The sequence below is a fragment of the Duganella sp. BJB1802 genome (genome assembly GCF_013369445.1).
Lineage (GTDB): Bacteria > Pseudomonadota > Gammaproteobacteria > Burkholderiales > Burkholderiaceae_D > Rugamonas > Rugamonas vulcania_A.
The window spans coordinates 23,797-46,270 of the sequence record NZ_JABWEF010000015.1; the positions used below are offsets into that span (position 1 = coordinate 23,797).

Consider the following 22,474-nt stretch of genomic DNA (forward strand, 5'->3'; position numbering starts at 1 on the left):
TAAAATTTGATCCTCACTCCTTAGAAAGCAAAAACCTATGAAACTCTCGAACAAAGTCGCGATCGTGACCGGCGCCACCCAAGGCATAGGCTTGGCTTGCGCGCAGCGCCTGGTGGCCGAAGGCGCCAAGGTCATGCTGGTCGACATCAAGCCGGAAGGCGCGTCCGCCGCCGCCGCGCTGGGCGAGCAGGCGCGCTTCTTCGCCGCCGACGTCAGCCAGAAATGCGACGTCGACGCGCTGGTGGCCGCCACGCTGGCCGAGTTCGGCCGCATCGACATCCTGATCAACAACGCCGGCGTCACCCACGCGGCCGATTTCCTCGACCTGACCGAGGACGATTTCGACCGCGTGCTGCGCATCAACCTGAAATCCATGTTCCTGTGCGGCCAGGCGGTGGCGCGCGAGATGGTCAAGCAGCGCAGCGGCTGCATCATCAACATGTCCAGCGTGAACGCCGAGCTGGCGATTCCGAACCAGGTGCCGTACGTGGTGTCCAAGGGCGCGATCAACCAGCTGACCAAGGTGATGTCGCTCAACCTGGTCACGCACGGCATCCGCGTCAACGGCATCGGCCCCGGCACCATCCTGACCGAACTGGCCAAGCAGGCCGTGATGGCCAGCCCGGAAGCGCGCCACACCATCCTGTCGCGCACGCCGATGGGCCGCTGCGGCGAACCGGAGGAAGTGGCCTCCATCGCCGCCTTCCTGGCCAGCGATGACGCCAGCTACATGACCGGCCAGACCTTGTATGTGGACGGCGGCCGGCTGGCCCTGAACTACACGGTGCCGGTGAACTAGACAGTTATGCGAAATATTGATGTCTGGTATCTGAAACAACAATTAGACACATATCTGTCCCGCCCCCATAATTACACCTGTCTCCACTATTCTCCTCCAAGAAAATAGTTTTAAGCCCGCTTTAACCAGCGGGCTTTTTTTTGTCCGCTGTCATTACGACGTCATATTCTCTTCCTATACTGGTCACATCTTCAGTACATGCAACCGATAGGCATGACGGAAGAAAGGTGCACCGGGCTCCCGGTGCACCACTCCCCCTTTTTGACGCCGCATGGTATTGTCCGGGGCATGATCAAGCTACTTCTTCTGACCAACTCCCACGCCCGGCTTCGCTACTGGACCGCCATCGTGCTGTACCTGCTGATCCTGGTGCTCGGCTCGCTGCCCGGCGCCCGGCAGGACATCGGCCAGGTCGCCTCGGGACTGATACTGCACTCCATCGCCTACGCCGGCCTGACCTTCCTGATCTTCACCGGCGGGACAGGCAGCGCCCGGCTGCGCGCCGGCAAGGCCGTGCTGACCATCGCCCTGATGGGCGCGCTCGACGAGTACGTGCAAAGCTTCTTCCCGTACCGCCATGGCGCCGTGTCCGACTGGCTGGTCGATTGCAATGCCTCCGTGCTCACCGCCCTGTTCATGTGGGCCCTCTGGACCCGGTACCGCATCCAGCCGTCAAACTGATATCGCCGGCGCGGTCTCCAGGCGCGCCGATGGCCAGTTCGACGTCTATCCGCATCTGCTGCAATTGCTCCAACTTGGCCACGCGTACCAATTCGTGCAATAAATGTGTCATTAAATGCCTGCTACGCGGGTCCGACGCCTCTCCACAGGTTGAATTAATTAAATCTTCGATAATAATGTCTGTCACGCGTGTCAACATATCGATGTCCTTTAAAGTGATACCGAACAATTATTGCGTGTGAGTAGCATGCTTCAATTGATGTATATCAATCGCGATGGGATGTCGGGGAACAAAACCGTAATGCCAGCCTCTTAATCAAATGGCTAGTCGTTTTGTTGAGTGAACATCGAGGAGAATGATATGAATATGACCAGAAACAGCACTATCGCGCTGCTTATCCTGGCGCTTGCCGGTTGCGCCGCGGAGCGTAGCGGCGAACCCAGCGGTAGTAGCGGTACCAGCGGCAATACGCCCAGCGGCACGTCCAGCTACACGCCCAGCAGTAGCAGCCCCGGCAGCCAGAGTAACCAGAGCAGCACCACCGGCACCATGACCAGCAGCGGCATGGCTGGCAGCGGCGCCACGGCCAGCAGCAGCCAGAGCGCGCAAACATCCTACGGCGTGGTGCAGGCGATCGACCAGATGCAGCGGCAGGATGTGGGCGTGGGCGCGGTGGGCGCGGCGGCGGCGGGCGGCAGCGTCGGCATGCCCACCGATAAAGTCTATCGCGTCACCGTGCGCCTGGACGATGGCAGCAATCAGATGGTGGTGGTCGACTCCATGCCCAGCTACAAGATCGGCGACCGCGTACGGTACAGCAACGGCACCTTGAGCAGCTATTAGTACAGCTGCTCGACCTGATAGCCCCGCCGCTTGAGCAATTGCGGCACACCGTCATCGCCCACCAGATGCAGCAGGCCAACGCCGACGAAGGCGACCTGGTCCTGCTGCATGATGCGCTCGATATTGCTGGCCATTTCAGGATTGCGCTTGCCTAGCAGCACGCGATTCATGAAGCCGGCGGAAATCGTGTCGCCGCTGGTGGCGGACTGCCACACGGCATGGATGCGGGGCGCGTCGGCGGAGTTCCAGGCGTCGATCAGCGCGGTGGATTTCTTCAGCGAAGCGCCGTCGGCCAGGTCGGCCAGGTTCTCCAGCAGATACTGCTCCTGCTGATGCTCGTCCAGCGTATCGAACAGGCCGAGCTGATATTCGGCGCTTTCCAGTTCGCGCACCTTCTTGTCCTGGCTCTTGGCCGCCGCCAGCAACGCGTATTCGACGGCCTGGCTACGCTGGTAGCCATGCACCTCCATCTCCGCGCCGATCAGCAGGTTGGCGATCAGCCAGGGCTTGTACTGCTGCACCGATTGCAGCGACAAGCCGGCCCGCGCCAGCGCCTGCACGGTCAGGCGCAGCGTGGCCGGCGACAGATGATGCTGCACGGTATCGCCATCCGGGTAGCGGCCGTGGCGCGCCAGCGCCAGCTGGAACGGCGCGTCCTGGCGGATATCGAGCTCGATCACCAGCGCGTTCGAGTCCAGCAGCGCGCGCGTCACCACCGGATCCAGCGGATAGCTGCCGTCCTTGCCGACATGGATGGTGCCGAACAAATAGCTGGTCTTGCCCTCATGCGTGACGCGGTACAGCTGGCCACGATGCACGACCGCGGCCGGCTCGCTCAGGCCGGCGGCAAACAGCGCCGGGCAACAAGCGATCAACAGCGTAAAAAGAATAACAAGTTTCTTAGGCATGAGTTTCCCCGCGATAGCAGGGCATGCCATCGAACAAATAAAACGGAATATGGGAGGTGTAATGCGAGGCGCGTTACTGTTTCCAATGGTAAATCAAGTAAATGCGCGGGAAAATATTTTTTTAAATCCGAAGGCTCAACTTCAGCGAAATAAACACACTAAATAGCAGCTAAATAACGAAAACAATGCCTATATGCTCAGTGATTAGCGAATTAATACGCCATATTTAAAGCGCGGCGCCGCAATCCGGCCGCCGCCAGCGCGTCCGGCCCGTTCTGTGTATGCTTGTCGCTCCATATGGAAAGGTTATACCCATACCTGTTCCATGGGCTTTATTGATTAACGCTAACAGCCGGACCGACACCCATGATTCCATTTTCCATCCTCGACCTATCCCCGATCGCCGAAGGCAGCACGCCTTCCATATCGTTCCGCAACACGCTGGACCTGGCGCAGCACGCCGAACGCTGGGGCTACCAGCGCTACTGGCTGGCCGAGCACCACGGCATGCCGGGCATCGCCAGCGCCGCCACCGCCGTCGTCATGGCCCACGTGGCCGGCGGCACCTCGACCATCCGGGTCGGCGCCGGCGGCATCATGCTGCCCAACCACGCGCCGCTGGTGATCGCCGAACAGTTCGGTACGCTGGAGGCGCTGTTCCCCGGCCGCATCGACCTCGGCCTGGGCCGCGCCCCCGGGTCCGACCAGACCACCGCCCGCGCCTTGCGCCGCAACCTCGACAGCGATGCCGACGCCTTCCCGCAAGACGTGCTGGAGCTGCAAGATTATCTGTCCGACACGCCACGCCAGCGCGTGCTGGCCGTGCCCGGCAAAGGCGCCAAGGTGCCGCTGTGGATCTTGGGATCGAGCACCTTCGGCGCCCAGCTGGCGGCGCACATGGGCCTGCCGTTCGCCTTCGCCTCGCACTTCGCGCCGCAGATGATGATGCAGGCCATCGACCTGTACCGCGGCAACTTCCAGCCGTCGGCCCAGCTGGCCAAGCCGCACGTCATGCTCGGCTTCAACGTGTTCGCCGCCGACAGCGACGAGGAGGCGCACTACCGCGCCACGTCGATGCAGCAAGCCTTCGTCAACCTGCGCAGCGGCCGCCCCGCCCGCCTGCCGCCGCCGCAGGCCGGCTATCTGCAATCGCTGGGGCCGCAGGAACGGGCGCTGATCGATTCCGTGCTGTCGTGCTCGGCCATCGGCGCGGCGCCCACCGTGCAGCGCCAGCTGCAGGAATTCATCGCCCGCACCGGCGCCGACGAACTGATGATCACCTCGCAGATCTACGACCACGCGCAGCGCCTGCGCTCCTACGAAATCACGGCCGAGGTGCGGCAAGCGCTGACGCGCGCGCAAGCGGGGCTGTAGGCAAAACGGGCCACGCTCAGCAGCAATTTGCGTTCGCCGGTAAAATTGCCGGCTGCAAATTGAAGGAGCACACGTGAGCCAGTCCCACGCCCAGCACGACATCTCCCCCGGCATGGTCTGGTTGTTCGCCACCGCGACCGGACTCATCGTCGCCAACCTGTACTACGCGCAAACGCTGATCGGCCCGATCAGCCGCGCCACCGGCCTCGATCCCGGCGCCGCCGGCCTGATCGTCACGCTGACGCAGATCGGCTACTGCCTCGGCCTGTTGTTCATCGTCCCGCTGGGCGACCTGCTGGAAAATCGCCGCCTGATCTTCATCGCCCTGCTGACCACGTCGGCCGCCCTGCTGGCGGCCTCGTTCACGCGCAGCGCGTCCTTATTCCTGCTGGCGTCCTTCAGCATCGGGCTGGGCTCTGTGGCGGCGCAGATCGTGGTACCGTTCGCCGCCCACATGTCGCGGCCGGAAACGCGCGGCCAGACCGTGGGCAAAGTCATGAGCGGCCTGCTGATGGGCATCATGCTGGCCCGGCCGGTGGCCAGCCTGGTGGCCGACGCGCTGAGCTGGCATGCGATCTTCGTCATCTCCGCGCTCGGCACCGCCGCGCTCGCCTTCCTGCTGCGCGCGCGGCTGCCGCAGCGCCATCCCGGATCGGGCCTGCACTATTTCGCATTGCTGGGTTCGATGTGGCAGCTGCTCAAGACCACGCCCATCCTGCGCCGGCGCGCCGCGTATCAGGCCTGCATGTTCGGCGCCTTCAGCCTGTTCTGGACCTGCGTCTCGCTGGAACTGACCGGCCCGCGCTTCCAGCTGAGCCAGACAGGCGTCGCCATCTTCGCGCTGGTGGGCGTGGCGGGCGCCATCGCCTCGCCGATCGCCGGCCGCCGCGCCGACCAGGGCAAGAGCCGCTCCAACACCGCCATCGCGCTGACGCTGGGCGCGCTGGCCTTCGCCCTGCCGCTGCTCATCCACGGCAACCGCCTGCTCGAACTCGGCGTACTGGTCCTAACCTCGATCGTGCTCGACATGGGCGTCTCGGCCAACCTCGTGACGGGCCAACGCGCCATCTTCGCATTGCCGGCCGAAATCCGCAGCCGCCTGAATGGCCTCTACATGGCGCTCTTCTTCATGGGTGGTGCGTTAGGCTCATCGCTGGGAGGCTGGATGTTCGCCGCGCACGGCTGGACCGGTGTCCTGTGGGCCGGCCTCGCCTTCCCCCTGACCGCCCTCTGCATCTTCGCCACCGAATAAAATTGGGGTCAAGTCTGACATTCGGACACGAGCTCTACGGTAGAGCTCGTGTCCGAATGTCAGACTTGACCCCAATTTAATGCGACCAGAGGCGGACCTGGCCTTGCAGCGATACCACGCCGTTGATGTTGAGACTGCCCAGGTTGCCGGTGACCGGGGCGTTCGGATCGGTCTGCACACTCAGCGATTCGAAGCCGAAGTTAGTGTAGCGTACGTAGCCCGGCAGGCCGATGGCGATGTAGTCGCCGCCACCGTCGGGCCGGGTCTGCACGCCGAGGCTGACGGCGAACATGTCCACCATGCCGCGCACGTTCTTGAACACGATGTAGCGGTTCTGCCCGTCCCCGTTGAAGCCCAATGATAAGCGGCTGTCGCTGACCGCACCCACCAGCGTCGGATCGTTCAGCGATACGTGCGCCGCGAAGCTGATGCCGTCCTGCCCGCTCACCTGCGACAATTCCTTGTCGTCGAGCGCCTGCAATGGTCCGCCCCGGGCCGCGCCCGCCGCCAACAACATCGCCAGGAACAGTGCGCGCGCCATCAGTGCTTGAACTTGATGTCGAGATACTGGATCTGCACCGATCCGATGCGCGACGATCCCAAATCCACCGTCGGCTGCCCAGGACTCACAAACGAAATATTGTCGACCACGATGCCACCCGCCGGCGCCACGCCGCTGCCGTAGCGCGCATCCGGCCAGTCGATGCCGATGTGCAGGCGCGGTCCGGTCTCGTCGGTCAGCGCGTTGATCACCGCCGGCTGCGAGGCCACATTGGCCAGCATCCAAGGCGTATTGTTGAACACGCCATTGCCGTCGACGCCGCCGATGTGCACGCCGCTCAGCACCATCGCCTCGGTGGCGTCGGTGCGCCCGCGCGGCTGGAACGACAGCTGGCCGATATCCATGCGCAGCGCGGCGCCGAAGGCCACGCCGTCGTTGACCTGCGGCGTCGAGAACTGCAGTCCGCCACCGGTGAACACCAGGTCCTTGATCACCACGCTGCCCTGCTCGCGCGTGACGCCATCCGCCGTCACGCCCCAATCGTAGGCGGCCTGCCAGCGCTGGTCGGCGTTGGTATTCAAAGGAAACGCGATATTGATGACATCCGCCAGACCCGGCGCGCCGGCCACGATGTCGAGCTTGTAGGGATCGGAAAACGGCAGCGGATTGTCGCTGCGCGAGGCGCTGAATTTTTCCACGTACAGGCTGGAGCCGATCGGCGTGGTGTAGCTGACGCGCGCGTCGCCGCTCATGGCGAAGCCGTTCAGGTCGAAGCTGACGCCGTCGCGCCCGCGCACCGACGACAAGGCCGCGTCGTTCAACGGCTCCATCGCCGGCGCCGGCACGCACACGGCGGCCAGCAACGCCAGCACGGCAGCGCGCGCGGCCGTCATCAGCGGCCCTTCGGCAGGTTGGGCGGCACCAGGCCGGAGGTGTTGAGCGCCTGCAGCTTGTCGCGCCAGTTCATCCAGATGCCGGCCTGCGCCGCGTCGGACGCCGGCACCCCGGCCGCGCTCGGGAACTGCACGCCGGTCTTCAACACCGAGATCCAGAAATCGCGGCTCGGCCCGGCCGCGTCGCCCGCCGTCACGCCACCGAGCTGCGCCAGCGACAAACAAGGCGCGGTGCACGCGCCGTCCCAGCGCTTGCCGCCCAGCGTGTCGGTGTGAGAATCGAGCAGCACCGCGCTGCCGTCGGCCGCCACGCCCGTCACGCGCATCGAGCCAGACAGGCTGTTGACCTTCAGGCCGATGTCGCCGCTGATGCCCTCGAAACCGAAGCGCATGCCGACCGCCTCGCGCGAGGCGCCGTCGGCCGCGTTCTTGTACACGAATTCGAAATACGGATTGCTGATGTGGACCAGGCGCTGCGCGTCGGTGCCGTCGCTGCGGCCGAACTGCATCAGGCCGATATCGATGTCGGCGCCGCTGCCGTTGCGCGGTCCGTAGGTATATTCGCCCAGGCGCATGTTGCGCAGGTTGGCGCTCAGCGAGATGTCCGCGTCCAGCGCGATCTTGCTGAAATCGTAGCCGCCCAGGCTGGTGTTGGTGAGCGCGACCAGCCCCTGTCCGCGCGTGTTGGACAGCTCTTCTTCGCTCAGCGCTCGCATTTGCGCCGAAGCCGTCAGCGTGCAGCAGGCCAAAGCCGCGCACAGCCACAGCGAACGCAGGGAATGGAAGGAGTTCATGATGTGGGGAACAACAGCCGCCGCAGCGGCTGTTGCAGCTCAGCTGATTAGTGAGCGAAGATCCAGACGGTGGTGCCGCGCATGTCGATCTGGTTCATTGCGACCGAACCGAACGATGCTGCGCTGTTGCCCATCTTGATCGCGTCGACCGACACGTTCAGGTAGTGGCCGTCGGCAACCACGCTTTGCGGGATGGCGATCTGCACCACGTCGCCGCCGGTGGCTGGGTTGTAGAAGGTGCCTGGGTTGGTCACGCCAGCGGCGCCGGCAGCGGCCAGGAAGGAGTTCTTCGACAGGATGTCGATGTTGGCGGCGATCAGGCCGTTGACCTTGATGCCGTTGAAGCTGACCGAACCGCCACCCATGCCGTTCGCGTCCAGCGCGTCGGTGTCGGTGTAGACGAAGGAATCAATCTTGATGTTCAGGTTGGCGGCGATCGACACGCCGTCCTGGCCGCTGACGGTGCTCAGTTCCGCGTCCTGGATCGGGGTCATGGCCGATGCCGAGAAAGCCAGGGTTGCCAGGGCTGCTGCGATTGCGGTTTTTACGATTTGCATTTTTTATCTCCGAGTTGTGTATGAATTTTTTTGTCCGGCCCCACGGTCGGCCAGTCTGGTCCTCGGCTCCGGGTAGGAGCTTCGGCGCACTGTCCTGTGCCGTGAAAATCTTAATATTTGACTATTAAGTGAGGCCATCATAGAAGTCGCCGGCGACGCCGGTCCAGCGCGGCGCGCTGACTTCCAAAGCCAACCACGTGGCCCTGGGAGCCACACAGAGCGAGGATGCGGATGTGGTCGTTGTTGCACTTTTGTTGTCGCCTGTAGCACAGGTTCGTTTGAAATTTTCTAGAGTCACATCTCTAAAAAAACAGATGCTCGGTTTTGGCAAATCATGCGTTAATTAATTACTAGAAAAGAAAGACGAGTTGTCGCCTTAATAAAGCACGACCGTTCTAATTAAGAATATTGGAGACAAGATGAACCCAACAACGGGGCGCCCGACGCCTCTGGGCGAAGCCTACGCCCGCAGTTTTTCCCGCCAGTGCCGGCAGCATTTTTATCGCGCGCGCAAGGGCGCGCTCTTGCGCGTAGCGCGTCCCGCGCGCGAGGGCTGACGCCATGCTGATGATCCTGCTGACCGTCCTCGCCGCCGCCATCGGCGGCGCCGGCTTCATGTCCCGCAACGAACCGCAGGACCGCCCCAAGGGCCAGTACGAGATGCCGCAGACCATGCTCGGCGGCGGCGCCTATGTGCAGTCGGTGGCGATGGAGCCGTTCTCCGAGCTCAAGTACAAGCACATCGTCCGCCAGGCCTTCGACTTCAGCTGCGGCTCGGCCGCGCTGGTCACCATCCTCAACTATCACCTGGGCGTGATGGTCAACGAGCAGCAGGCCATGGAGGGCATGCTGGACAAGGGCGAGAAGGAAAAGATCATCGAGCGGCGCGGCTTCTCGCTGCTCGACATGAAGCGCTACGTCGGTTCGCTGGGCCTGTCCGGCGCCGGCTTCAAGGCCGAGATCAAGGACCTGATGACGCTGGAGGAACCGGCCATCGTGCCGATCGACTACGCCGGCTCCAAGCACTTCGTGGTGTTGCGCGGCATCCGCGACGGCGTGGTCTTCATCGCCGATCCGTCGGCCGGCAACATCGTGTTCTCGGTCGAGGAGTTCGCCCGCTGGTGGGACAAGAACACCCTGTTCATCATCTCCCCGGCCAAGGATCAGAAACCGGTGGGGCAGCTGGCGCTGTCCGATCAGGAACTGGGCGTGGCCGACATGGACCGCGTCACAGGCAAGGGCCGGCAGGACGGCCTGTCCAACTCGGCCCAGCTGTTGCTGCGCGCCGTCAATTCGGGCGCCGCCGGCACCTGGATGCATCGCAATTAACCCCAAGCAGCGCCCACTCTCTCAAGGATGACCACGATGATTTTCCGTACCCTGCCTATCGCCGCAGCCATTGCCGCCGCCCTGCTGGCGCTGCCCGCCGCCGCGCAACAGACCACGCAGAACCCACCGGCCGCCCCCGCCAGCGCCGACGCCGCCCGCGACGCGCTGGCCAAGAAGGAAGGCGAAGGCGACCAGAGCGCGCTGCTCAAGCAGACCCTGACCGCCGTCGACAAGCAATACTCGCTGATCCGCCGCAACCAGCTGGCCGTCACCTACGACCTCACCTATTCTTATGTCGGCGAGGAGCGCATCGTCACCGACCTGGCCAACGGCAGCACCACCTTGTTCAACATCGAGAACACCAGCTCGCACAGCATCACCAACACCTTCTCGGCCGACTACGGCGTGCTCGACAACCTGACCGGCAATGTCACCCTGCCCTTGATCTCGCGCTACTCGGACAACAACCTGTCCAACGGCGTGTCCAACTCGCTGGGCGACCTGTCGTTCGGCGCGCGCTGGCAGCCGTTCGAGGCGCACCGCGACACGCCCAACCTGACCGTCACCAGCAACGTGCGCCTGCCGACCGGCCGCAGCCCGTTCAAGATCATCGCCGGCAGCGGCGACGCCACCGGCAGCGGCGTGGGCGCCTTCTCGGCCGGCCTGAACGTCAACAAGATCGTCGACCCGGTCGCGCTGTTCGGCTCGCTCAACTTCACCGCCAGCCTGCCGGCCAAGAACCTGTGGCAGGTCAACGGCACGCGCGTGCTCACCCGCGTCCAGCCCGGCAACACGATAGGCTTCGGCATGGGCTTCGCGTACGCGCTGTCGTATGGCATCTCCACCACGATCTCCTTCCAGGAGGCGATCTCGGCCGGTTCCAAGCTGCGCTTCGCCGACGGCCTGGAAGCCAAGACCCACATGCAGACCTCCAGCATCCTCAACATGGGCCTGGGCTACCGCATCTCGCCCAAGACCACGGTCAACCTGTCGGTCGGCATCGGCCTGACGCCGGATTCGCCGAACATGACGGTCGGCATGAACATCCCGCTCAACTTCTGACCGGCACTATCCATTCATGAACCCGTTCCCTCCAGCCTTCGCGCAGAGGCGCTTGCTGGCGGCCGCCGTGGCGTCCGCCTGCACCGCACTGTGCCCGCTGCCGGCGCACGCCGCGCTGACCGAGAACCTGACCACCAGCGTGGTCGCCATGTCGCTCGGCAATGCCGTGACCGCCGATCCGCCCGGCGTCGCCTCGATCCACTTCAACCCCGCCGGCCTGGCGCGCCTGACCGGCGACGGCGAGAGCATCCACAACTTCGTGGCCTCGATCCGCACCGCGGCCAGCTTCACGCCCGGCCCGAACTTCGACATCGGCGGCTGGAAGGACGACCCGATCTCCAACACCCGCACCGGCCCGGTGCGCCAGGTGATGTACGTGCCCGGCTACGGCATGCCCGGCTGGCGCCTGCCGGCGGTGGCCGTGCCCGGCATCGGCATGTACTGGAACAAGGCCGGCTCGCCGTGGACCTTCGCCACCGACAGCTACATGGCGCAGGCCATGAGCCTGGACCGCACCACCGATCCCAACGACCCCGGCCAGTACCAGGGCCGGCAGGAGCAGATCCAGCGCCTGGTCTACCTGGCGCCGTCGGTCGGCTACAAGTATTCGGACACGCTGAGCTTCGGCGTGGCCGTGCCGATCGCCCACGCCGCCTTCGTGGTCGACACCAATATGCGCTTCCCGAACGAGCTGCTGGGCGTGTTCGGCCAACTGCAGAAGGGCTGGTGCCCGGAGGACGGCGGCAACATCATCGACGTGCTCGGCTTCGGCGTGTGCGGCGGCGGCAAGGACGGCATGGTCAGCCCGTTCAAGAAGGCCGCCAACATGCGGCTGGAACTGACGGCCCCGTTCGACCCCACCATCAACCTCGGCGTGCTGTGGGAGCCGCGGCCGTGGCTGGCGCTGGGCGCGGTCTACCAGGGCGGCTCCAAGACCCACTACACCGGCAACTACCGCTTCGACACCGAGCCGATGCTGCGCAACTTCGTGCGCGGCATGAACGCCTCGCTGCTGGGGCCGATCGCCGGCGCGGTGCTGGGCTTCCCGACCTCGATCCCGGCCACGCAGAAGGGCAACATGAGCGCCATCATCCCCTTCCCCTCGCACCTGCAGGTGGGGATCAAGCTCAAGCCGATCCGCTACGCCCAGCTCAACGTCGACGCCAGCTACGCCCGCTGGAGCGAATGGGACGCGCTGCGCTTCCAGTTCGACCAGAGCATCAAGCTGCTGGAGGTGGCGCGGCTGTACGGCATCCCGGACTCGGGCAAGCTGGTCATTCCGCGCGGCTACAAGAGCGTGGTCAACATGGCCTACGGCCTGCAACTGTTCCCGATGGAGCGGCTGGCGCTGCGCTTCGGCTACGAGCCGCGCAAGACCTCGATCCCGAACAACAAGCTCGACCTGCTGGCGCCGCTGCCCAACACCAAGCTGCTGAGCACCGGCCTGAGCTTCAAGTTCAGCAAGAACACCGAGGTCAGCGTCACCGCCTCCTACATGACCGGCAAGTACGACGTGCCGGCCAACACCGACTGCAACCTGAACTGCAGCAACTTCCTGAACATCATCTACAACCCGTATGCCGGCCAGAACGTCAAGGGCGACATCCACGTGCGCTATTTTGGTTTCGAGATCAACAAGCGTTTCTGATTTTTTGAGGAGCACACCATGAAGACACCCATCACCATCCATTGCAAGCGCGGCCTGCTGTTGCTGGCGCTTATCTCTGCCGGCGCCTGCGCCGCGCCGGTGCCGCCGGCCAAGCAGGCGCTGGTCGACAAGGTGCTGAAGCTGTGGAACCCGGACAACATCGGCCAGCAGATGCTGCAGGCGCCGGTGGCCGACGCGGTGCAGCAGGCGCGCGCCATGCTGCAGGGCCGCGCCGCGCCCGACAAGCGCGATGCCGCCATGAACGACATCGTCGGCGAGGCCAAGCAGTTCATGGCCGACGCCACGCCCATCACCAAGGGCAGCGCGGACAAGCTGATCCCGACCACCATCGCCCCGCTGCTGGCCGAGCGCTACACCGAGGAAGAGCTGAAGCAACTGATCGCCATCCTGGAATCGCCGGTCAAGAAGAAGTTCGAGGCGATGCTGCCGGAAATGCAGAAGACGCTGGGCGAAGGCGTGGCGGCCGACACCCGCGCCGTGATCGATCCGAAACTGCAGGGCCTGAAAGAGAAGATCGGCCTGCGTCTGCGCGCCGCGGTCACGCCATGACCTACTCCTCCGCCCTGCATCTGGTGCGCGGCGTCAAATCGCGCCTGCACCACTCCGGCGTGGAAGCGGAAGCGCTGTTCGCGCAAGCCGGCCTGGACGAAGGAGACGGCCTCGCCTGCGACGCCCTCACGCTGTCCGACAAGCTGAGCCACCTGTGGGAACTGGTGGTGGAAAAATCGGGCGATCCGCTGATCGGCCTGAAGATCTCCTCGCCGCACCGGCTCGGCTGGCTGGGCGTGATGGGCCACATCATGCTGGTGTCGCCGACGGTGCAAAGCTCGATCGAGCGCTGCCACGGCCACACCCGCGTCGGCCTGCTGCTGCCGGGCGCGCAGCGCGAGGTGCCGCAGCAGCGCTACGACTTCGTCTGGTGCGTGCTGCTGCGTTCGCTGCGCTGCGCGGCCGGGCGCGACGACATCGCCCCGGTGGTGGTGGAATACACCTTCGCCGAACCGGCCAACGCCCACGTGTACGCGGAGACCTTCGGCTGCCCGGTCAAGTTCTCGATGCCGCACAACGTCATGGAGTTTTCCGACACCGACCTGGTGATGGCCCTGCCGGCCAACCCGCCGCTGGTGCCCGGCAGCGGTGAACGCGTGCTGGCCTCGCTGGCGCGCGCCGAGCCGCCGACCTTCAGCGCCAAGGTGCAGGGCCTGCTGGCAAGCCTGCTGCCCAAGGGCCCGCCGCACCGCGACGACGTCGCCGCCCAGCTGATGATGAGCGAGCGCACGCTGCAACGGCGGCTGGCCGAGGAAGGCACCAGCTTCACCAACCTGGTCGACGACACCCGGCGCGAGCTGGCGCGGCAATCGCTCAGCTGCGGCGAGCTGTCGCTCAAGATGCTGAGCTTCCAGCTGGGCTTCTCGGAGCCGAGCGCGTTCTACCGTGCCTGCAAGCGCTGGTTCGGCATGGCGCCGTCGGACATCGTGCACATGGCGCATCAATCGGGACCGGAGCCCGAGTCGATGCACGCCACCACGCCGCGCAAAACGGCATAACAATAACAAGGAGACGGGGCGATGGGATGGTTATCGAGTAATCAAAGCAAGTCGATGCTGGGTCAGCTGCTGGTCAAGCAGAAGCTGATCACCGAAGAACAACTGGCGGCCGCGATCGAGCTGCAACGGACGACCGGGCAGCGGCTGGGCGACATCTTCGCCGAGCTGAATTTGATCACGCAGCAGCACATCGAAGAAGCGCTGCGCAAGCAGCGCCGTCTGCGGATGGCCGCCGCCATCGCCACCTCGCTGCTGGCGCCGCTGGAAACCTACGCCGCGCAAGCGCTGCCGTCGCTGGCGGTGGGCACGCCGGTGGTGCTGAGCAAGGACCAGCGCGGCCTGCAGATCAAGGAGCGCCCCGGCCTGCAGGCCTTGAGCGAGGACGAGCTGGGCGACACCTCGGCCCAGGGCCTCAGCGACGAGCTGATCCAGGCCGTCAAGCAGACCAAGAACAACGGGCTGGAAGTGGTGGGCGACATGGCCAAGCTGCTCAATCCGGTGCTGGGTTTCCTGGAGGCGGACACCAGCATGAAGAACGTGGTCTACGATCCGAGCAAGGCGACCGCCACGATCAACAAGGACGGCTCGTTGACGTTGAACTTACCGTCGTCGATCGGCGAGATCAACTTCAACAACATCCGCGTCAAGGGCACCGAAGGCGCCAGCTTCGGCAGCATCTCGATCAAGGGCATCGACCTGACGGGCACCTCGATCACGATGGCCTTCCATCACTGAATCAGGGCGCTGGCCTTCAGCTGGGCCAGCGTGGCGTCGGCCAGTTCGCGGCTGACGGACTCGCCGGTGCTGAAGCGGCTGGCCTGGATGTGGACGATGCGCGACCAGCCCGGTTTTTCATTGCCGCGCGCGCCGTAGTAAATGGTGGCGACGATATCGGCGGAGCCGTCGGTGTCGGCGGAGATGCGGTTGATCTCCACGGTCAGCGCGTTACGGAATTCCTGGTCGGTGGTGGCCAGGTAAGGCGCCAGCTGCTGCCGCGTCATCGGCCGCAGGTTATTTGCCATGCTGGTGCCGAGGTCCTTGCAGCGCAGCGCGGTGGCCTGCTTTTCCTCCTCGGTGATCACCGGCTTCTCCAGGCCGTTGCCGCGTTGATGCTTGCTCCAGCCGGTGGCGGTCTTGCCGTTGAAAACAATCGCCAGCGATTTTTTCTCGATCGCCTGCTGCGCTCCAGTGCCGCGCGCCACGATCACCTCCGGCCCGCCGCACCCCGCCAATGCCAGACACAACACCAAACCAAATCGCTTCATGAACATGGCATCCCGAGAAATCAAAGATAGCATCATGACATGAAAAATCGACAATAAGAACTTACCGTTTCGTAATAAAAATTTCACTCTGACATTCGGACTGCCCCCAGTTAACCCAACTTGCAAATCACCGTTTGGGAAACGCGGCCTTCAGCACGAATTGCATCGCATCTTTCTCAGATGAAAACTGTATAAATCGTTCCTGCAGGCCACGGGCCTGATGATAAACATTAAAACCATTTCCCGCAGGTACACAATACCAGCCATCTGCCATACTGGGTGTCCAGTGCAGCTGATCCGAGCCGGAACAAAACTTCCGCAGCCGGCTCGACAGATCCGGCACCCGCGCCCAAACCGCACTGAATGTTTCTTCCAACTGTGGCAACAGCAGGGCCAGATCCAGTTCATCACCATCAGCAAGCACATCGCAAAGCGCATACGCCGCAAATTCTGGATCATCACGGAACAATTCCGCCATCGCCTCGTCATGCGGTCTGTCTGTCCTGTCTCTCATTTTCGAGTCCTCCGTCGCCAATCATTCCAATTATCACAGGCACGGGCGATATCATTCGCCTGAGTGGCCTTACTCCCTCCGACCAGAAGCAAGATGATGTCGCTGCCAGCCAGCGCATAGTAAACGCGATAGCCCGCACCTACGTTTACGCGAAGTTCCCAGACGCCATCACGACAATATCGGTGGTCACCAAAATTACCATCTGCGGCACGGTTCAAACGCTGCATGATGCCGCTCTTCGCCTTCCAATCACGTAATTTGCCTAACCATTCGCCAAACGAATCGTGGCCAGTCGGTGAAAGATAGTGCTGGAGTTGATAGCTCATTTTTGTTGATACACCAAACCAGGTCAATGCTTAAATCTAGCGGACATGGCGGACGTCCCCTGTGGGCTGTATCAATAAAAAAGCAGCCCGAAGGCTGCTTGGTGTGTGGCTGATGCCGTAGCGGATTACTTGGCGTTGCGCGGCTTGGCGAAGGCGTCGCCAGCTTTCCATTCCGGCAGCTTGGCGCCGTTGGCGATCAGGCGGCCCAGGTTCAGCGTGTATTGCGCCGTCTGCACCATGCCCGACAAATCCCAGCTCGCATCGTACTCATCGCTCACCTGATGGTAGCGCTTGTCGTAAGCGGCAGCCTTGGCTTTCGAACCGGCCGGGTCCTTCACATACTCGCGGCCCGATTCGATCGAGAACGCCGGCACGCCGTTCTTGGCGAAGTTGAAGTGGTCGCTGCGGAAGTAACCGCCCGCCAGGTCGGGCTCCGCCTCGGCGATGTGCATGCCCATGGCCTTGGCCGCCGTCTCGGCCAGCTTGCCCAGTTCGGTGCGCTCGCTGCCCTGCGTGCCGATGTCGCGGGTGGCGCCGACGAAGTTCAAGCTATCCAGGTTCAGGTTGGCGGCGGTCTTCTCCAGCGGCCACAGCGGCGCCGACGCGTAGGCCGCGCTGCCCAGCAGGCCCTGCTCTTCCGCCGCCACCCACAGGAACATCTGGCTGCGCTTGGCCGGTGCGCGCACCGCCTCCTGCGCCATCGCCAGCAAGGCCGCCGAGCCGGAAGCGTTGTCCACCGCGCCGTTGAAGATCGTGTCACCCGTATCGCCCTGCTTGCCCAAGTGATCCCAGTGCGCGCTGTAGATCACCACTTCATCCTTCAGCTTGGGATCCGTGCCCGGCACCACAGCCGCCACGTTGAACTGCTCGACCTTGCGCACGGCGGCCTTCATCTCGCCGCTCAGCTTAGCGGCCAGCGGCACCGGCTTGAAGTCCTTGCCTTCGGCGGCGGTGCGCAGCGCATCGATATCCTGGCCGGCAGCCTTGAACAGCGCGCGCGCCGTGTCGTCGGTCATCCAGCCCTGCAGCTGCGTGCCCAGCGTGCCCGACGCCAGCTGGAAGCGCTCCACGCCCGACCAGCTGTTCTGGATCACGCTCCAGCCATACGACGCGCTCGGCGTGGTGTGGATCAGCAGCACGCCGGCGGCGCCCTGGCGCTTGGCTTCCTCGAACTTGTAGGTCCAACGGCCGTAGTAGGTCAGGCCCTTGCCGTTGAAGCGGTTGGGCTGCGCGGCGGTCGGCTGCGGATCGTTGACCATCATCACCAGGATCTTGCCCTTGAGGTCCATGCCCTTGTAATCGTTCCACTGCTCGTCCGGCGCGGTGATGCCGTAGCCGACGAACACCAGGTCCGCATTGAAGCTGTGCGACGCGCTCGCATCGCCCGGCGCGAACACCCAGTCCTTGCCAAAGCTGATCGGCAGCGCCTGGCCGCCCGCTTCCAGTTTCAGCGTGCTCTCGGCCGGCTGCGTCTTGACGCCGGCGATCTGCACCGACTGGCGATAGCTGTCGCCGTTGCCCGGCTTCAGGCCCAGCGCCAGCGCCTGCGTTTCCAGATAAGCGACGGTCAGGTCGGCGCCGCGCTGGCCGGTGCCACGGCCTTCCAGCACATCGCTGGCGAGGAAGGCGAGGTGGGCGCGCAGCGGAGCTTCCTTCACGACGGCGGCGTTCTTGGCGCTGTCGGCGTGGGCGGGGAATGCCAGCGCCAGGCTGATGGCCAAGGCGGAGGCAACATAGGAGGGGGTCATTTTTTGCATGATTTCCTGGAGACGTAAAAGGTGGTCGCGGTCCATCAAATTTGCCGCGCGTACATTGTATGCGATAGCCACGCTAAAATGGCGGCATGACTGACCGCACTCCCTACATCGGCCGCTTCGCCCCGTCGCCCACCGGCCCCCTGCACATCGGCTCGCTGGTGGCCGCCATCGCCAGCTACCTCGACGCCAAAGTCCACCACGGCCAGTGGCTGGTGCGCATCGAGGACGTCGATGGCGACCGCAACGTGGCCGGCGCGGACGAGCACATCCTGGCCTCTCTGCGCCGCTGCGGCATGCACTGGGACGGCGACGTCACCTGGCAGAGCCAGCGCACCGCGCTGTACCAGCAAGCCTTGCAGCAGCTGGGCGAACTGGTCTATCCCTGCGGCTGTTCGCGCAAGGAGATCGCCGATTCGCAACTGAGCCTGACCGGCCGCCAGGCGCAGGCGCTGATCTATCCGGGCACCTGCCGCCACGGCCTCGCGCCCGGCAAGAGCGCCCGCGCGCTGCGCCTGAAAGTGCCGCAATCGCCGCACTGTGTGCTGCAATTCGACGACCGCTGGGCCGGCCACGTCAGCCAGGACCTGACCGACGACGTCGGCGACTTCGTCATCAAGCGCGCCGACGGCTTCTGGGCCTACCAGCTGGCCGTGGTGGTGGACGACGGCGCCCAGGGCATCACCGACATCGTGCGCGGCGCCGACCTGCTCGACTCCACGCCGCGCCAGCTCTACCTGCAACAGGTGCTGGGCCTGCCGCGCCCGAGTTATCTGCATGTGCCGGTGGTGGTCAACGAACTGGGCGAGAAGCTGTCCAAGCAGACCGGCGCCCAGGCCTTCGACAACGGCGCCGCGCCGCAACAGCTGTTGCGGGACGCCATGCTGCCGGCCGCCCGCTTCCTCGGCATGGAGCTGCAAGCCGACAGCATCGACGCCTTCTGGCGCGACGCCGTGCCCGCCTGGGCGGAAGTTCTGCGGAATCCGCCGAAACCGACCTAGAAGCGATATCGATCAACACCGGCACAGACGCGCGCCGCGCGCCCCGGCCTTTCATCTACACTAGCCCCATGGAAGTCGAACTCAAACTCCTGCTCTCGCCAGCCGACAACGACAAGCTGCTCCGGCACCCGCTGATCGCCGCGCACGCGCGCGCGCCGGTGCGAACGCAGCAACTATCGGCGCGCTACTTCGACACGCCGGACCTGCACCTGCTGCGCCACGGCGCCGGCCTGCGCGTGCGCAAGGTCGACGGCGTCTGGATGCAAACGATGAAGGCCGGCGGCAGCGTGCAGAGCGGCCTGCACCAGCGCAACGAATGGGAAGGCCCGGTGGACCGCCCCTGGCCGCGCCTGGGCAAGCTGCGCAAGCTGATCGGCGACGATCCGCAATGGCTGCAAGTGCTGGCCGCCGACGGCCTCAAAGCCCGGCTGGAGCCGCTGTTCGTGGTGGCGGTGGAGCGCCACACCTGGGACCTGGACGTCGACGGCAACCAGATCGAGCTGGTGCTCGACCACGGCCACATCGAGCGCCACGGCCGGCAGGTGCCGGTCAACGAAATCGAACTGGAACTGAAAGACGGCGACCCGGCCAGCCTGTTCGCCTTCGCGCTGCGTCTGCAGGAGCACATCCCCCAGCGCCTCAGCAACACCAACAAGGCCGAGCGCGGCTACATGCTGTGCCGCCAGACCGGCACCGTGCCCGTGCGCGCGACCGCCGTTCAGCTGGCGCCGGACGCCACCGCCGCCGAGGCGCGGCTGGCCATCCTCAACAACTGCCTGCAGCACATCCAGCGCAACGAAAACGCCGTCATCGAAGGCGACGACGCCGAAACCCTGCACCAGATGCGCGTGGGCGTGCGCCGCCTGCGGTCGGCGCTCAAGCTGTTCGAGCCGCTCGCGCCCTGCCCGGCCGGGATCCTGGAAGACATCCGCTGGCTCGGCTCGGAACTGGGCGCGGCGCGCGACTGGGATGTGCTGCTGGCGTCCACGCTGACGCACATCCAGGCCCACCCCGGCAGCCTCAACGGCGTGCTGGACCTGCAGGCGCTGGCGCTCAAGGCGGCCCACGACAAGCGGCGCGCGGCGGCGCAAGCGCTGCTCTCGCAACGCTACACGCGATTGCTGCTGGCGATGGGGCTATGGATGCAGCAGCCGGCCGACGACACCGGCGAACCGGCCGCCGATTTCGCCGGGAGCACCATGCAGCGCCTGCACAAGAAGCTGCTCAAGCGGTCGCGCCGCATGAACGACGGCGAGCCGGACACCGTCCACGGCACGCGCATCGCCGCCAAGCGGGCCAGGTACGCGCTGGAGTTCTTCCAATCGCTCTACCACGGCAAGGGGCCGCGCCGCTATCTGAAAACGCTGTCCGCCATGCAGGAGGAACTGGGCCGGCACAACGACCTGGTCGTCGCCGACCGGCTGCTACGGGAACTGGCCCAGGACAACGACGCAGCGGCGCCCACCATCCAGTTCGCGCGCGGCTACCTGCAAGCGCTGCAGGCCACGCAGCCGCCGGACCTGGACGCAATCCGCGCCGAACTGCACGCCTTGCGGCTGCCGTAATCGCCGGGCCTAGCGCACCAGCGGACGGTGCTTGGACTCCACCGTCCAGGTCAGCACGGCGGGACAAGCCGCATGCTGTATCGCCGCCAGCGCCGCGTCGGCGTCGGCGTCGGCCTGCTCGTACTGCTTGACGCCGGCGATCTTGAAATGCAGCTGCGGCATGGCGGAACTGGCCGTCTTCGACAGCGTCGGCAGGAAGCCGCGATCGGCCAGCACCTTGCGGCACGGCTCGATGTCGCTCAGGTTGTCCGACTCCAGCTCGATCTTCAGCAGCCAGTTGACGGCATAGCCGCGCGCGGCCTCCTCCGGCACCGGGCGCATCAGGTCCGACGGCACGGTGGCGGCGGCGGCCATCAACGGGGCGCACAACAACAGCGCGGAGACAATTTGACGCGACATCGGCATTCCTCGGAAGACGTTAAAGCGTCATGTTAGCAGGATAGGATAAAGGCTGCCGACCAACAGCAACGCCATCACCAGGTTGAAGATACGCACCGAGCGCGCATCCTGCAGCACGCGCCGCATCGCCACGCCGAACAGCGCCCACGAGCCGACGCAGACGATGCCGATCAAGCCGAACACGCTCGCCAGCATCGCCACGTCCAGTGTCGAGAAGCCCGGCGGCAGATAGGTGGTCAACGCGCCGACCGCCATTACCCAGGCCTTGGGATTAATCCACTGGAAGGCCGCCGCGCCGAAAAAACTCATGGGCTTGGACAGGCCGGCCTGCTCGGCGCTCATCGGCGCCGCATGCGCCAGCTTCCACGCCAGCCACAGCAAGTACAGCGCGCCGGCATACTTCAGGATCACCTGCAGCATCGGCACCTGGTCGAACACCGCGTGCAGGCCCAGGCCGGTGGCGAAGATCATGAACGCAAAGCCGCAGCAGATGCCGAACAGATGCGGCAGCGAGCGCGTAAAGCCGTGGTTCAGGCCCGAGGCCAGCATCATGGCGTTGTTCGGCCCCGGCGTGATCGTGCTGATGGTGGCGAAAGTACACAAAGGGAGCAACAGATCGGGGGACATGGGCTTATCCGGTGGCTGGGAGGAGTAGCCATTGTATTGGACGCGCTCCAAACTGTACCAGTACACTTATGCGATAACTGTGTGTAAGTGTATTGGGTGTTCGACCGATACGACTCGCCTTCGCTGCGAAGGCTAATAGGCGACGTCTTCCAGCCGGTAGCGGAATTTTCTGCGCTCAGGCAAGTCCCATCCGGGCTCGCGGTCGGCGTTGCGCGGGGGTGTGTTGGCCGGGGGCGCGGCCTGTGGCGCGGGCAACGCCGGCACTGGTGCGACAGGCAATGGAGGAGCAGCGGCGGGGATGGGCATGATCGGAGCTCCCTGCGTGGCGGCCGGCGTGGAGACTGGCGTTGCCGCAGGCGCCTTCGCTGCGGCGATCAGTTCGTCGCGCAGTCTGCGCGCGGATTTGAACGTCTTATCACCCGGACGGCGAACGTATAAATCCTGCCATGCATTGCGTGTCGAGCGGGCGAACGACTGGGCGAACTGGTTCGGCGAAACAGCCTGGCCGTTGTGGATGATCTGGTCGCCTTCGACGCGCGCGTAGTTGTTTTCGCCGTAGCTCCAGGATTTCAACACAGTGCCTTCGGGAAGGAACAGGGATTTCCATTGGTAGCCGTGCATGCCCGACAAGTCCGCGCCCGGCTCGAATCTGGCCGGGTCCGACAGCCAACATTCGATGGCCTGGGCCATGGCTTCCGACAGGTCTTGCGAGCCGCCACGGCGGCGAAGTTTCTCGATCAGCTTGAGCAGGGTATCGGTGGGCAGTTGCACGCTCATTGTGGTATTCATTCGATTTTCTCCCCTATTTTCTT

Annotated in this window: 25 protein-coding genes; 13 read left to right on the plus strand and 12 right to left on the minus strand. The window is 64.5% G+C overall.

Going from position 1 to position 22,474, the window contains the following annotated elements:
- The first annotated feature begins 37 nt into the window (after nt 1-37).
- From HUX88_RS22060 to HUX88_RS22070, 3 genes are all read left to right on the plus strand, one after another.
- A complete protein-coding gene (locus HUX88_RS22060; protein WP_176363139.1) occupies nt 38-799 on the plus strand; it encodes an SDR family NAD(P)-dependent oxidoreductase in 762 nt (253 codons plus the stop codon).
- Nucleotides 800-1,087: 288 nt separating this feature from the next.
- Nucleotides 1,088-1,480 carry a VanZ family protein gene (locus tag HUX88_RS22065; RefSeq protein ID WP_176363140.1) on the plus strand — a complete coding sequence of 131 codons (393 nt, stop codon included), beginning with the start codon at nt 1,088-1,090 and terminating at the stop codon, nt 1,478-1,480.
- Between the two features lie 361 nt (nt 1,481-1,841).
- Nucleotides 1,842-2,324 (plus strand): hypothetical protein, encoded by a 483-nt coding sequence (locus HUX88_RS22070; RefSeq protein WP_176363141.1) that lies wholly within the window; start codon nt 1,842-1,844, stop codon nt 2,322-2,324.
- Here HUX88_RS22070 and HUX88_RS22075 read toward each other — a convergent pair.
- On the minus strand, nt 2,321-3,232 hold the full coding sequence (locus tag HUX88_RS22075) for a TraB/GumN family protein (RefSeq protein WP_117015422.1): 912 nt from the start codon (nt 3,230-3,232) through the stop codon (nt 2,321-2,323). The genes HUX88_RS22070 and HUX88_RS22075 overlap by 4 nt on opposite strands.
- Nucleotides 3,233-3,598: 366 nt before the next feature.
- Between HUX88_RS22075 and HUX88_RS22080 the strand changes: the two genes are divergently transcribed.
- The gene (locus HUX88_RS22080; protein WP_117015421.1) at nt 3,599-4,606 is read left to right on the plus strand and encodes an LLM class flavin-dependent oxidoreductase; all 1,008 of its coding nucleotides are present in this window, start codon (nt 3,599-3,601) and stop codon (nt 4,604-4,606) included.
- A 112-nt stretch (nt 4,607-4,718) separates the two neighbouring features.
- Nucleotides 4,719-5,858, plus strand: coding sequence for an MFS transporter (locus tag HUX88_RS22085; protein ID WP_117015529.1), 1,140 nt, complete (start codon nt 4,719-4,721; stop codon nt 5,856-5,858).
- Nucleotides 5,859-5,934: 76 nt separating this feature from the next.
- Here HUX88_RS22085 and HUX88_RS22090 read toward each other — a convergent pair whose 3' ends face one another.
- The 4 genes from HUX88_RS22090 to HUX88_RS22105 are packed head-to-tail and all read right to left on the minus strand — an operon-like array spanning nt 5,935 to nt 8,604.
- Nucleotides 5,935-6,399, minus strand: a complete 465-nt coding sequence (locus HUX88_RS22090; protein WP_117015908.1) for a DUF6160 family protein — start codon at nt 6,397-6,399, stop codon at nt 5,935-5,937.
- Entirely contained in the window at nt 6,399-7,253 is an 855-nt protein-coding gene (locus HUX88_RS22095) for a DUF6160 family protein (RefSeq protein ID WP_117015909.1), read from the minus strand. The genes HUX88_RS22090 and HUX88_RS22095 overlap by 1 nt, the downstream gene beginning before the upstream one ends.
- Nucleotides 7,253-8,047, minus strand: coding sequence for a hypothetical protein (locus HUX88_RS22100; RefSeq protein ID WP_176363142.1), 795 nt, complete (start codon nt 8,045-8,047; stop codon nt 7,253-7,255). Before HUX88_RS22100 ends, HUX88_RS22095 begins: the two co-directional genes overlap by 1 nt.
- A gap of 47 nt (nt 8,048-8,094) precedes the next feature.
- On the minus strand, nt 8,095-8,604 hold the full coding sequence (locus HUX88_RS22105) for a DUF6160 family protein (RefSeq protein WP_117015912.1): 510 nt from the start codon (nt 8,602-8,604) through the stop codon (nt 8,095-8,097).
- Between the two features lie 561 nt (nt 8,605-9,165).
- Here HUX88_RS22105 and HUX88_RS22110 point away from each other — a divergent pair.
- The 6 genes from HUX88_RS22110 to HUX88_RS22135 are packed head-to-tail and all read left to right on the plus strand — an operon-like array spanning nt 9,166 to nt 14,946.
- Entirely contained in the window at nt 9,166-9,933 is a 768-nt protein-coding gene (locus HUX88_RS22110) for a C39 family peptidase (protein ID WP_117015913.1), read from the plus strand.
- A gap of 36 nt (nt 9,934-9,969) precedes the next feature.
- Complete coding sequence (locus HUX88_RS22115; RefSeq protein ID WP_229219465.1) at nt 9,970-10,995, plus strand: transporter; 1,026 nt, start codon at nt 9,970-9,972, stop codon at nt 10,993-10,995.
- Nucleotides 10,996-11,011: 16 nt separating this feature from the next.
- Entirely contained in the window at nt 11,012-12,643 is a 1,632-nt protein-coding gene (locus HUX88_RS22120) for an OmpP1/FadL family transporter (protein ID WP_176363144.1), read from the plus strand.
- 18 nt (nt 12,644-12,661) lie between these two features.
- Nucleotides 12,662-13,213, plus strand: a complete 552-nt coding sequence (locus HUX88_RS22125; protein ID WP_161085756.1) for a DUF2059 domain-containing protein — start codon at nt 12,662-12,664, stop codon at nt 13,211-13,213.
- A complete protein-coding gene (locus tag HUX88_RS22130; protein ID WP_176363145.1) occupies nt 13,210-14,211 on the plus strand; it encodes an AraC family transcriptional regulator in 1,002 nt (333 codons plus the stop codon). The genes HUX88_RS22125 and HUX88_RS22130 overlap by 4 nt, the downstream gene beginning before the upstream one ends.
- Nucleotides 14,212-14,232: 21 nt before the next feature.
- A complete protein-coding gene (locus tag HUX88_RS22135) occupies nt 14,233-14,946 on the plus strand; it encodes a hypothetical protein (protein WP_176363146.1) in 714 nt (237 codons plus the stop codon).
- Here HUX88_RS22135 and HUX88_RS22140 read toward each other — a convergent pair.
- From HUX88_RS22140 to HUX88_RS22155, 4 genes are all read right to left on the minus strand, one after another.
- The gene (locus HUX88_RS22140; protein ID WP_147330570.1) at nt 14,940-15,476 is read right to left on the minus strand and encodes a hypothetical protein; all 537 of its coding nucleotides are present in this window, start codon (nt 15,474-15,476) and stop codon (nt 14,940-14,942) included. The genes HUX88_RS22135 and HUX88_RS22140 overlap by 7 nt on opposite strands.
- 127 nt (nt 15,477-15,603) lie before the next feature.
- Nucleotides 15,604-15,990, minus strand: coding sequence for a hypothetical protein (locus HUX88_RS22145; protein ID WP_176363147.1), 387 nt, complete (start codon nt 15,988-15,990; stop codon nt 15,604-15,606).
- On the minus strand, nt 15,987-16,316 hold the full coding sequence (locus tag HUX88_RS22150; RefSeq protein WP_176363148.1) for a type II toxin-antitoxin system RelE/ParE family toxin: 330 nt from the start codon (nt 16,314-16,316) through the stop codon (nt 15,987-15,989). Before HUX88_RS22150 ends, HUX88_RS22145 begins: the two co-directional genes overlap by 4 nt.
- Before the next feature lie 125 nt (nt 16,317-16,441).
- Nucleotides 16,442-18,073 carry a M28 family peptidase gene (locus HUX88_RS22155; protein WP_176363149.1) on the minus strand — a complete coding sequence of 544 codons (1,632 nt, stop codon included), beginning with the start codon at nt 18,071-18,073 and terminating at the stop codon, nt 16,442-16,444.
- Nucleotides 18,074-18,159: 86 nt separating this feature from the next.
- Between HUX88_RS22155 and gluQRS the strand changes: the two genes are divergently transcribed.
- Entirely contained in the window at nt 18,160-19,071 is a 912-nt protein-coding gene (gene gluQRS / locus HUX88_RS22160; RefSeq protein WP_176363150.1) for a tRNA glutamyl-Q(34) synthetase GluQRS, read from the plus strand.
- A gap of 68 nt (nt 19,072-19,139) precedes the next feature.
- A complete protein-coding gene (locus HUX88_RS22165) occupies nt 19,140-20,636 on the plus strand; it encodes a CYTH and CHAD domain-containing protein (protein ID WP_176363151.1) in 1,497 nt (498 codons plus the stop codon).
- Between the two features lie 9 nt (nt 20,637-20,645).
- On the opposite strand, the gene HUX88_RS22170 is transcribed toward HUX88_RS22165, so the two are convergent.
- The 3 genes from HUX88_RS22170 to HUX88_RS22180 form a co-directional block, all read right to left on the minus strand.
- Nucleotides 20,646-21,035 (minus strand): hypothetical protein, encoded by a 390-nt coding sequence (locus HUX88_RS22170; protein ID WP_229213152.1) that lies wholly within the window; start codon nt 21,033-21,035, stop codon nt 20,646-20,648.
- A gap of 27 nt (nt 21,036-21,062) precedes the next feature.
- Nucleotides 21,063-21,662, minus strand: a complete 600-nt coding sequence (locus HUX88_RS22175; RefSeq protein ID WP_176363152.1) for a LysE family translocator — start codon at nt 21,660-21,662, stop codon at nt 21,063-21,065.
- Between the two features lie 132 nt (nt 21,663-21,794).
- On the minus strand, nt 21,795-22,439 hold the full coding sequence (locus tag HUX88_RS22180; protein WP_117013306.1) for a hypothetical protein: 645 nt from the start codon (nt 22,437-22,439) through the stop codon (nt 21,795-21,797).
- Nucleotides 22,440-22,474 lie beyond the last annotated feature (35 nt).

Bases quoted from the DNA above. Each gene is read 5' to 3' on its own strand.
- HUX88_RS22060 (WP_176363139.1), top strand. From the start codon at position 38: ATGAAACTCTCGAACAAAGTCGCGATCGTGACCGGCGCCACCCAAGGC.
- HUX88_RS22130 (WP_176363145.1), top strand. From the start codon at position 13,210: ATGACCTACTCCTCCGCCCTGCATCTGGTGCGCGGCGTCAAATCGCGC.
- HUX88_RS22090 (WP_117015908.1), bottom strand. From the start codon at position 6,399: ATGGCGCGCGCACTGTTCCTGGCGATGTTGTTGGCGGCGGGCGCGGCC.
- HUX88_RS22140 (WP_147330570.1), bottom strand. From the start codon at position 15,476: ATGAAGCGATTTGGTTTGGTGTTGTGTCTGGCATTGGCGGGGTGCGGC.
- HUX88_RS22070 (WP_176363141.1), top strand. From the start codon at position 1,842: ATGAATATGACCAGAAACAGCACTATCGCGCTGCTTATCCTGGCGCTT.
- HUX88_RS22135 (WP_176363146.1), top strand. From the start codon at position 14,233: ATGGGATGGTTATCGAGTAATCAAAGCAAGTCGATGCTGGGTCAGCTG.
- HUX88_RS22065 (WP_176363140.1), top strand. From the start codon at position 1,088: ATGATCAAGCTACTTCTTCTGACCAACTCCCACGCCCGGCTTCGCTAC.
- HUX88_RS22075 (WP_117015422.1), bottom strand. From the start codon at position 3,232: ATGCCTAAGAAACTTGTTATTCTTTTTACGCTGTTGATCGCTTGTTGC.
- HUX88_RS22145 (WP_176363147.1), bottom strand. From the start codon at position 15,990: ATGAGAGACAGGACAGACAGACCGCATGACGAGGCGATGGCGGAATTG.
- HUX88_RS22155 (WP_176363149.1), bottom strand. From the start codon at position 18,073: ATGCAAAAAATGACCCCCTCCTATGTTGCCTCCGCCTTGGCCATCAGC.
- HUX88_RS22105 (WP_117015912.1), bottom strand. From the start codon at position 8,604: ATGCAAATCGTAAAAACCGCAATCGCAGCAGCCCTGGCAACCCTGGCT.
- gluQRS (WP_176363150.1), top strand. From the start codon at position 18,160: ATGACTGACCGCACTCCCTACATCGGCCGCTTCGCCCCGTCGCCCACC.
- HUX88_RS22110 (WP_117015913.1), top strand. From the start codon at position 9,166: ATGCTGATGATCCTGCTGACCGTCCTCGCCGCCGCCATCGGCGGCGCC.
- HUX88_RS22120 (WP_176363144.1), top strand. From the start codon at position 11,012: ATGAACCCGTTCCCTCCAGCCTTCGCGCAGAGGCGCTTGCTGGCGGCC.
- HUX88_RS22170 (WP_229213152.1), bottom strand. From the start codon at position 21,035: ATGTCGCGTCAAATTGTCTCCGCGCTGTTGTTGTGCGCCCCGTTGATG.
- HUX88_RS22150 (WP_176363148.1), bottom strand. From the start codon at position 16,316: ATGAGCTATCAACTCCAGCACTATCTTTCACCGACTGGCCACGATTCG.
- HUX88_RS22115 (WP_229219465.1), top strand. From the start codon at position 9,970: ATGATTTTCCGTACCCTGCCTATCGCCGCAGCCATTGCCGCCGCCCTG.
- HUX88_RS22095 (WP_117015909.1), bottom strand. From the start codon at position 7,253: ATGACGGCCGCGCGCGCTGCCGTGCTGGCGTTGCTGGCCGCCGTGTGC.
- HUX88_RS22180 (WP_117013306.1), bottom strand. From the start codon at position 22,439: ATGAGCGTGCAACTGCCCACCGATACCCTGCTCAAGCTGATCGAGAAA.
- HUX88_RS22100 (WP_176363142.1), bottom strand. From the start codon at position 8,047: ATGAACTCCTTCCATTCCCTGCGTTCGCTGTGGCTGTGCGCGGCTTTG.
- HUX88_RS22080 (WP_117015421.1), top strand. From the start codon at position 3,599: ATGATTCCATTTTCCATCCTCGACCTATCCCCGATCGCCGAAGGCAGC.
- HUX88_RS22175 (WP_176363152.1), bottom strand. From the start codon at position 21,662: ATGTCCCCCGATCTGTTGCTCCCTTTGTGTACTTTCGCCACCATCAGC.
- HUX88_RS22125 (WP_161085756.1), top strand. From the start codon at position 12,662: ATGAAGACACCCATCACCATCCATTGCAAGCGCGGCCTGCTGTTGCTG.
- HUX88_RS22085 (WP_117015529.1), top strand. From the start codon at position 4,719: ATGGTCTGGTTGTTCGCCACCGCGACCGGACTCATCGTCGCCAACCTG.
- HUX88_RS22165 (WP_176363151.1), top strand. From the start codon at position 19,140: ATGGAAGTCGAACTCAAACTCCTGCTCTCGCCAGCCGACAACGACAAG.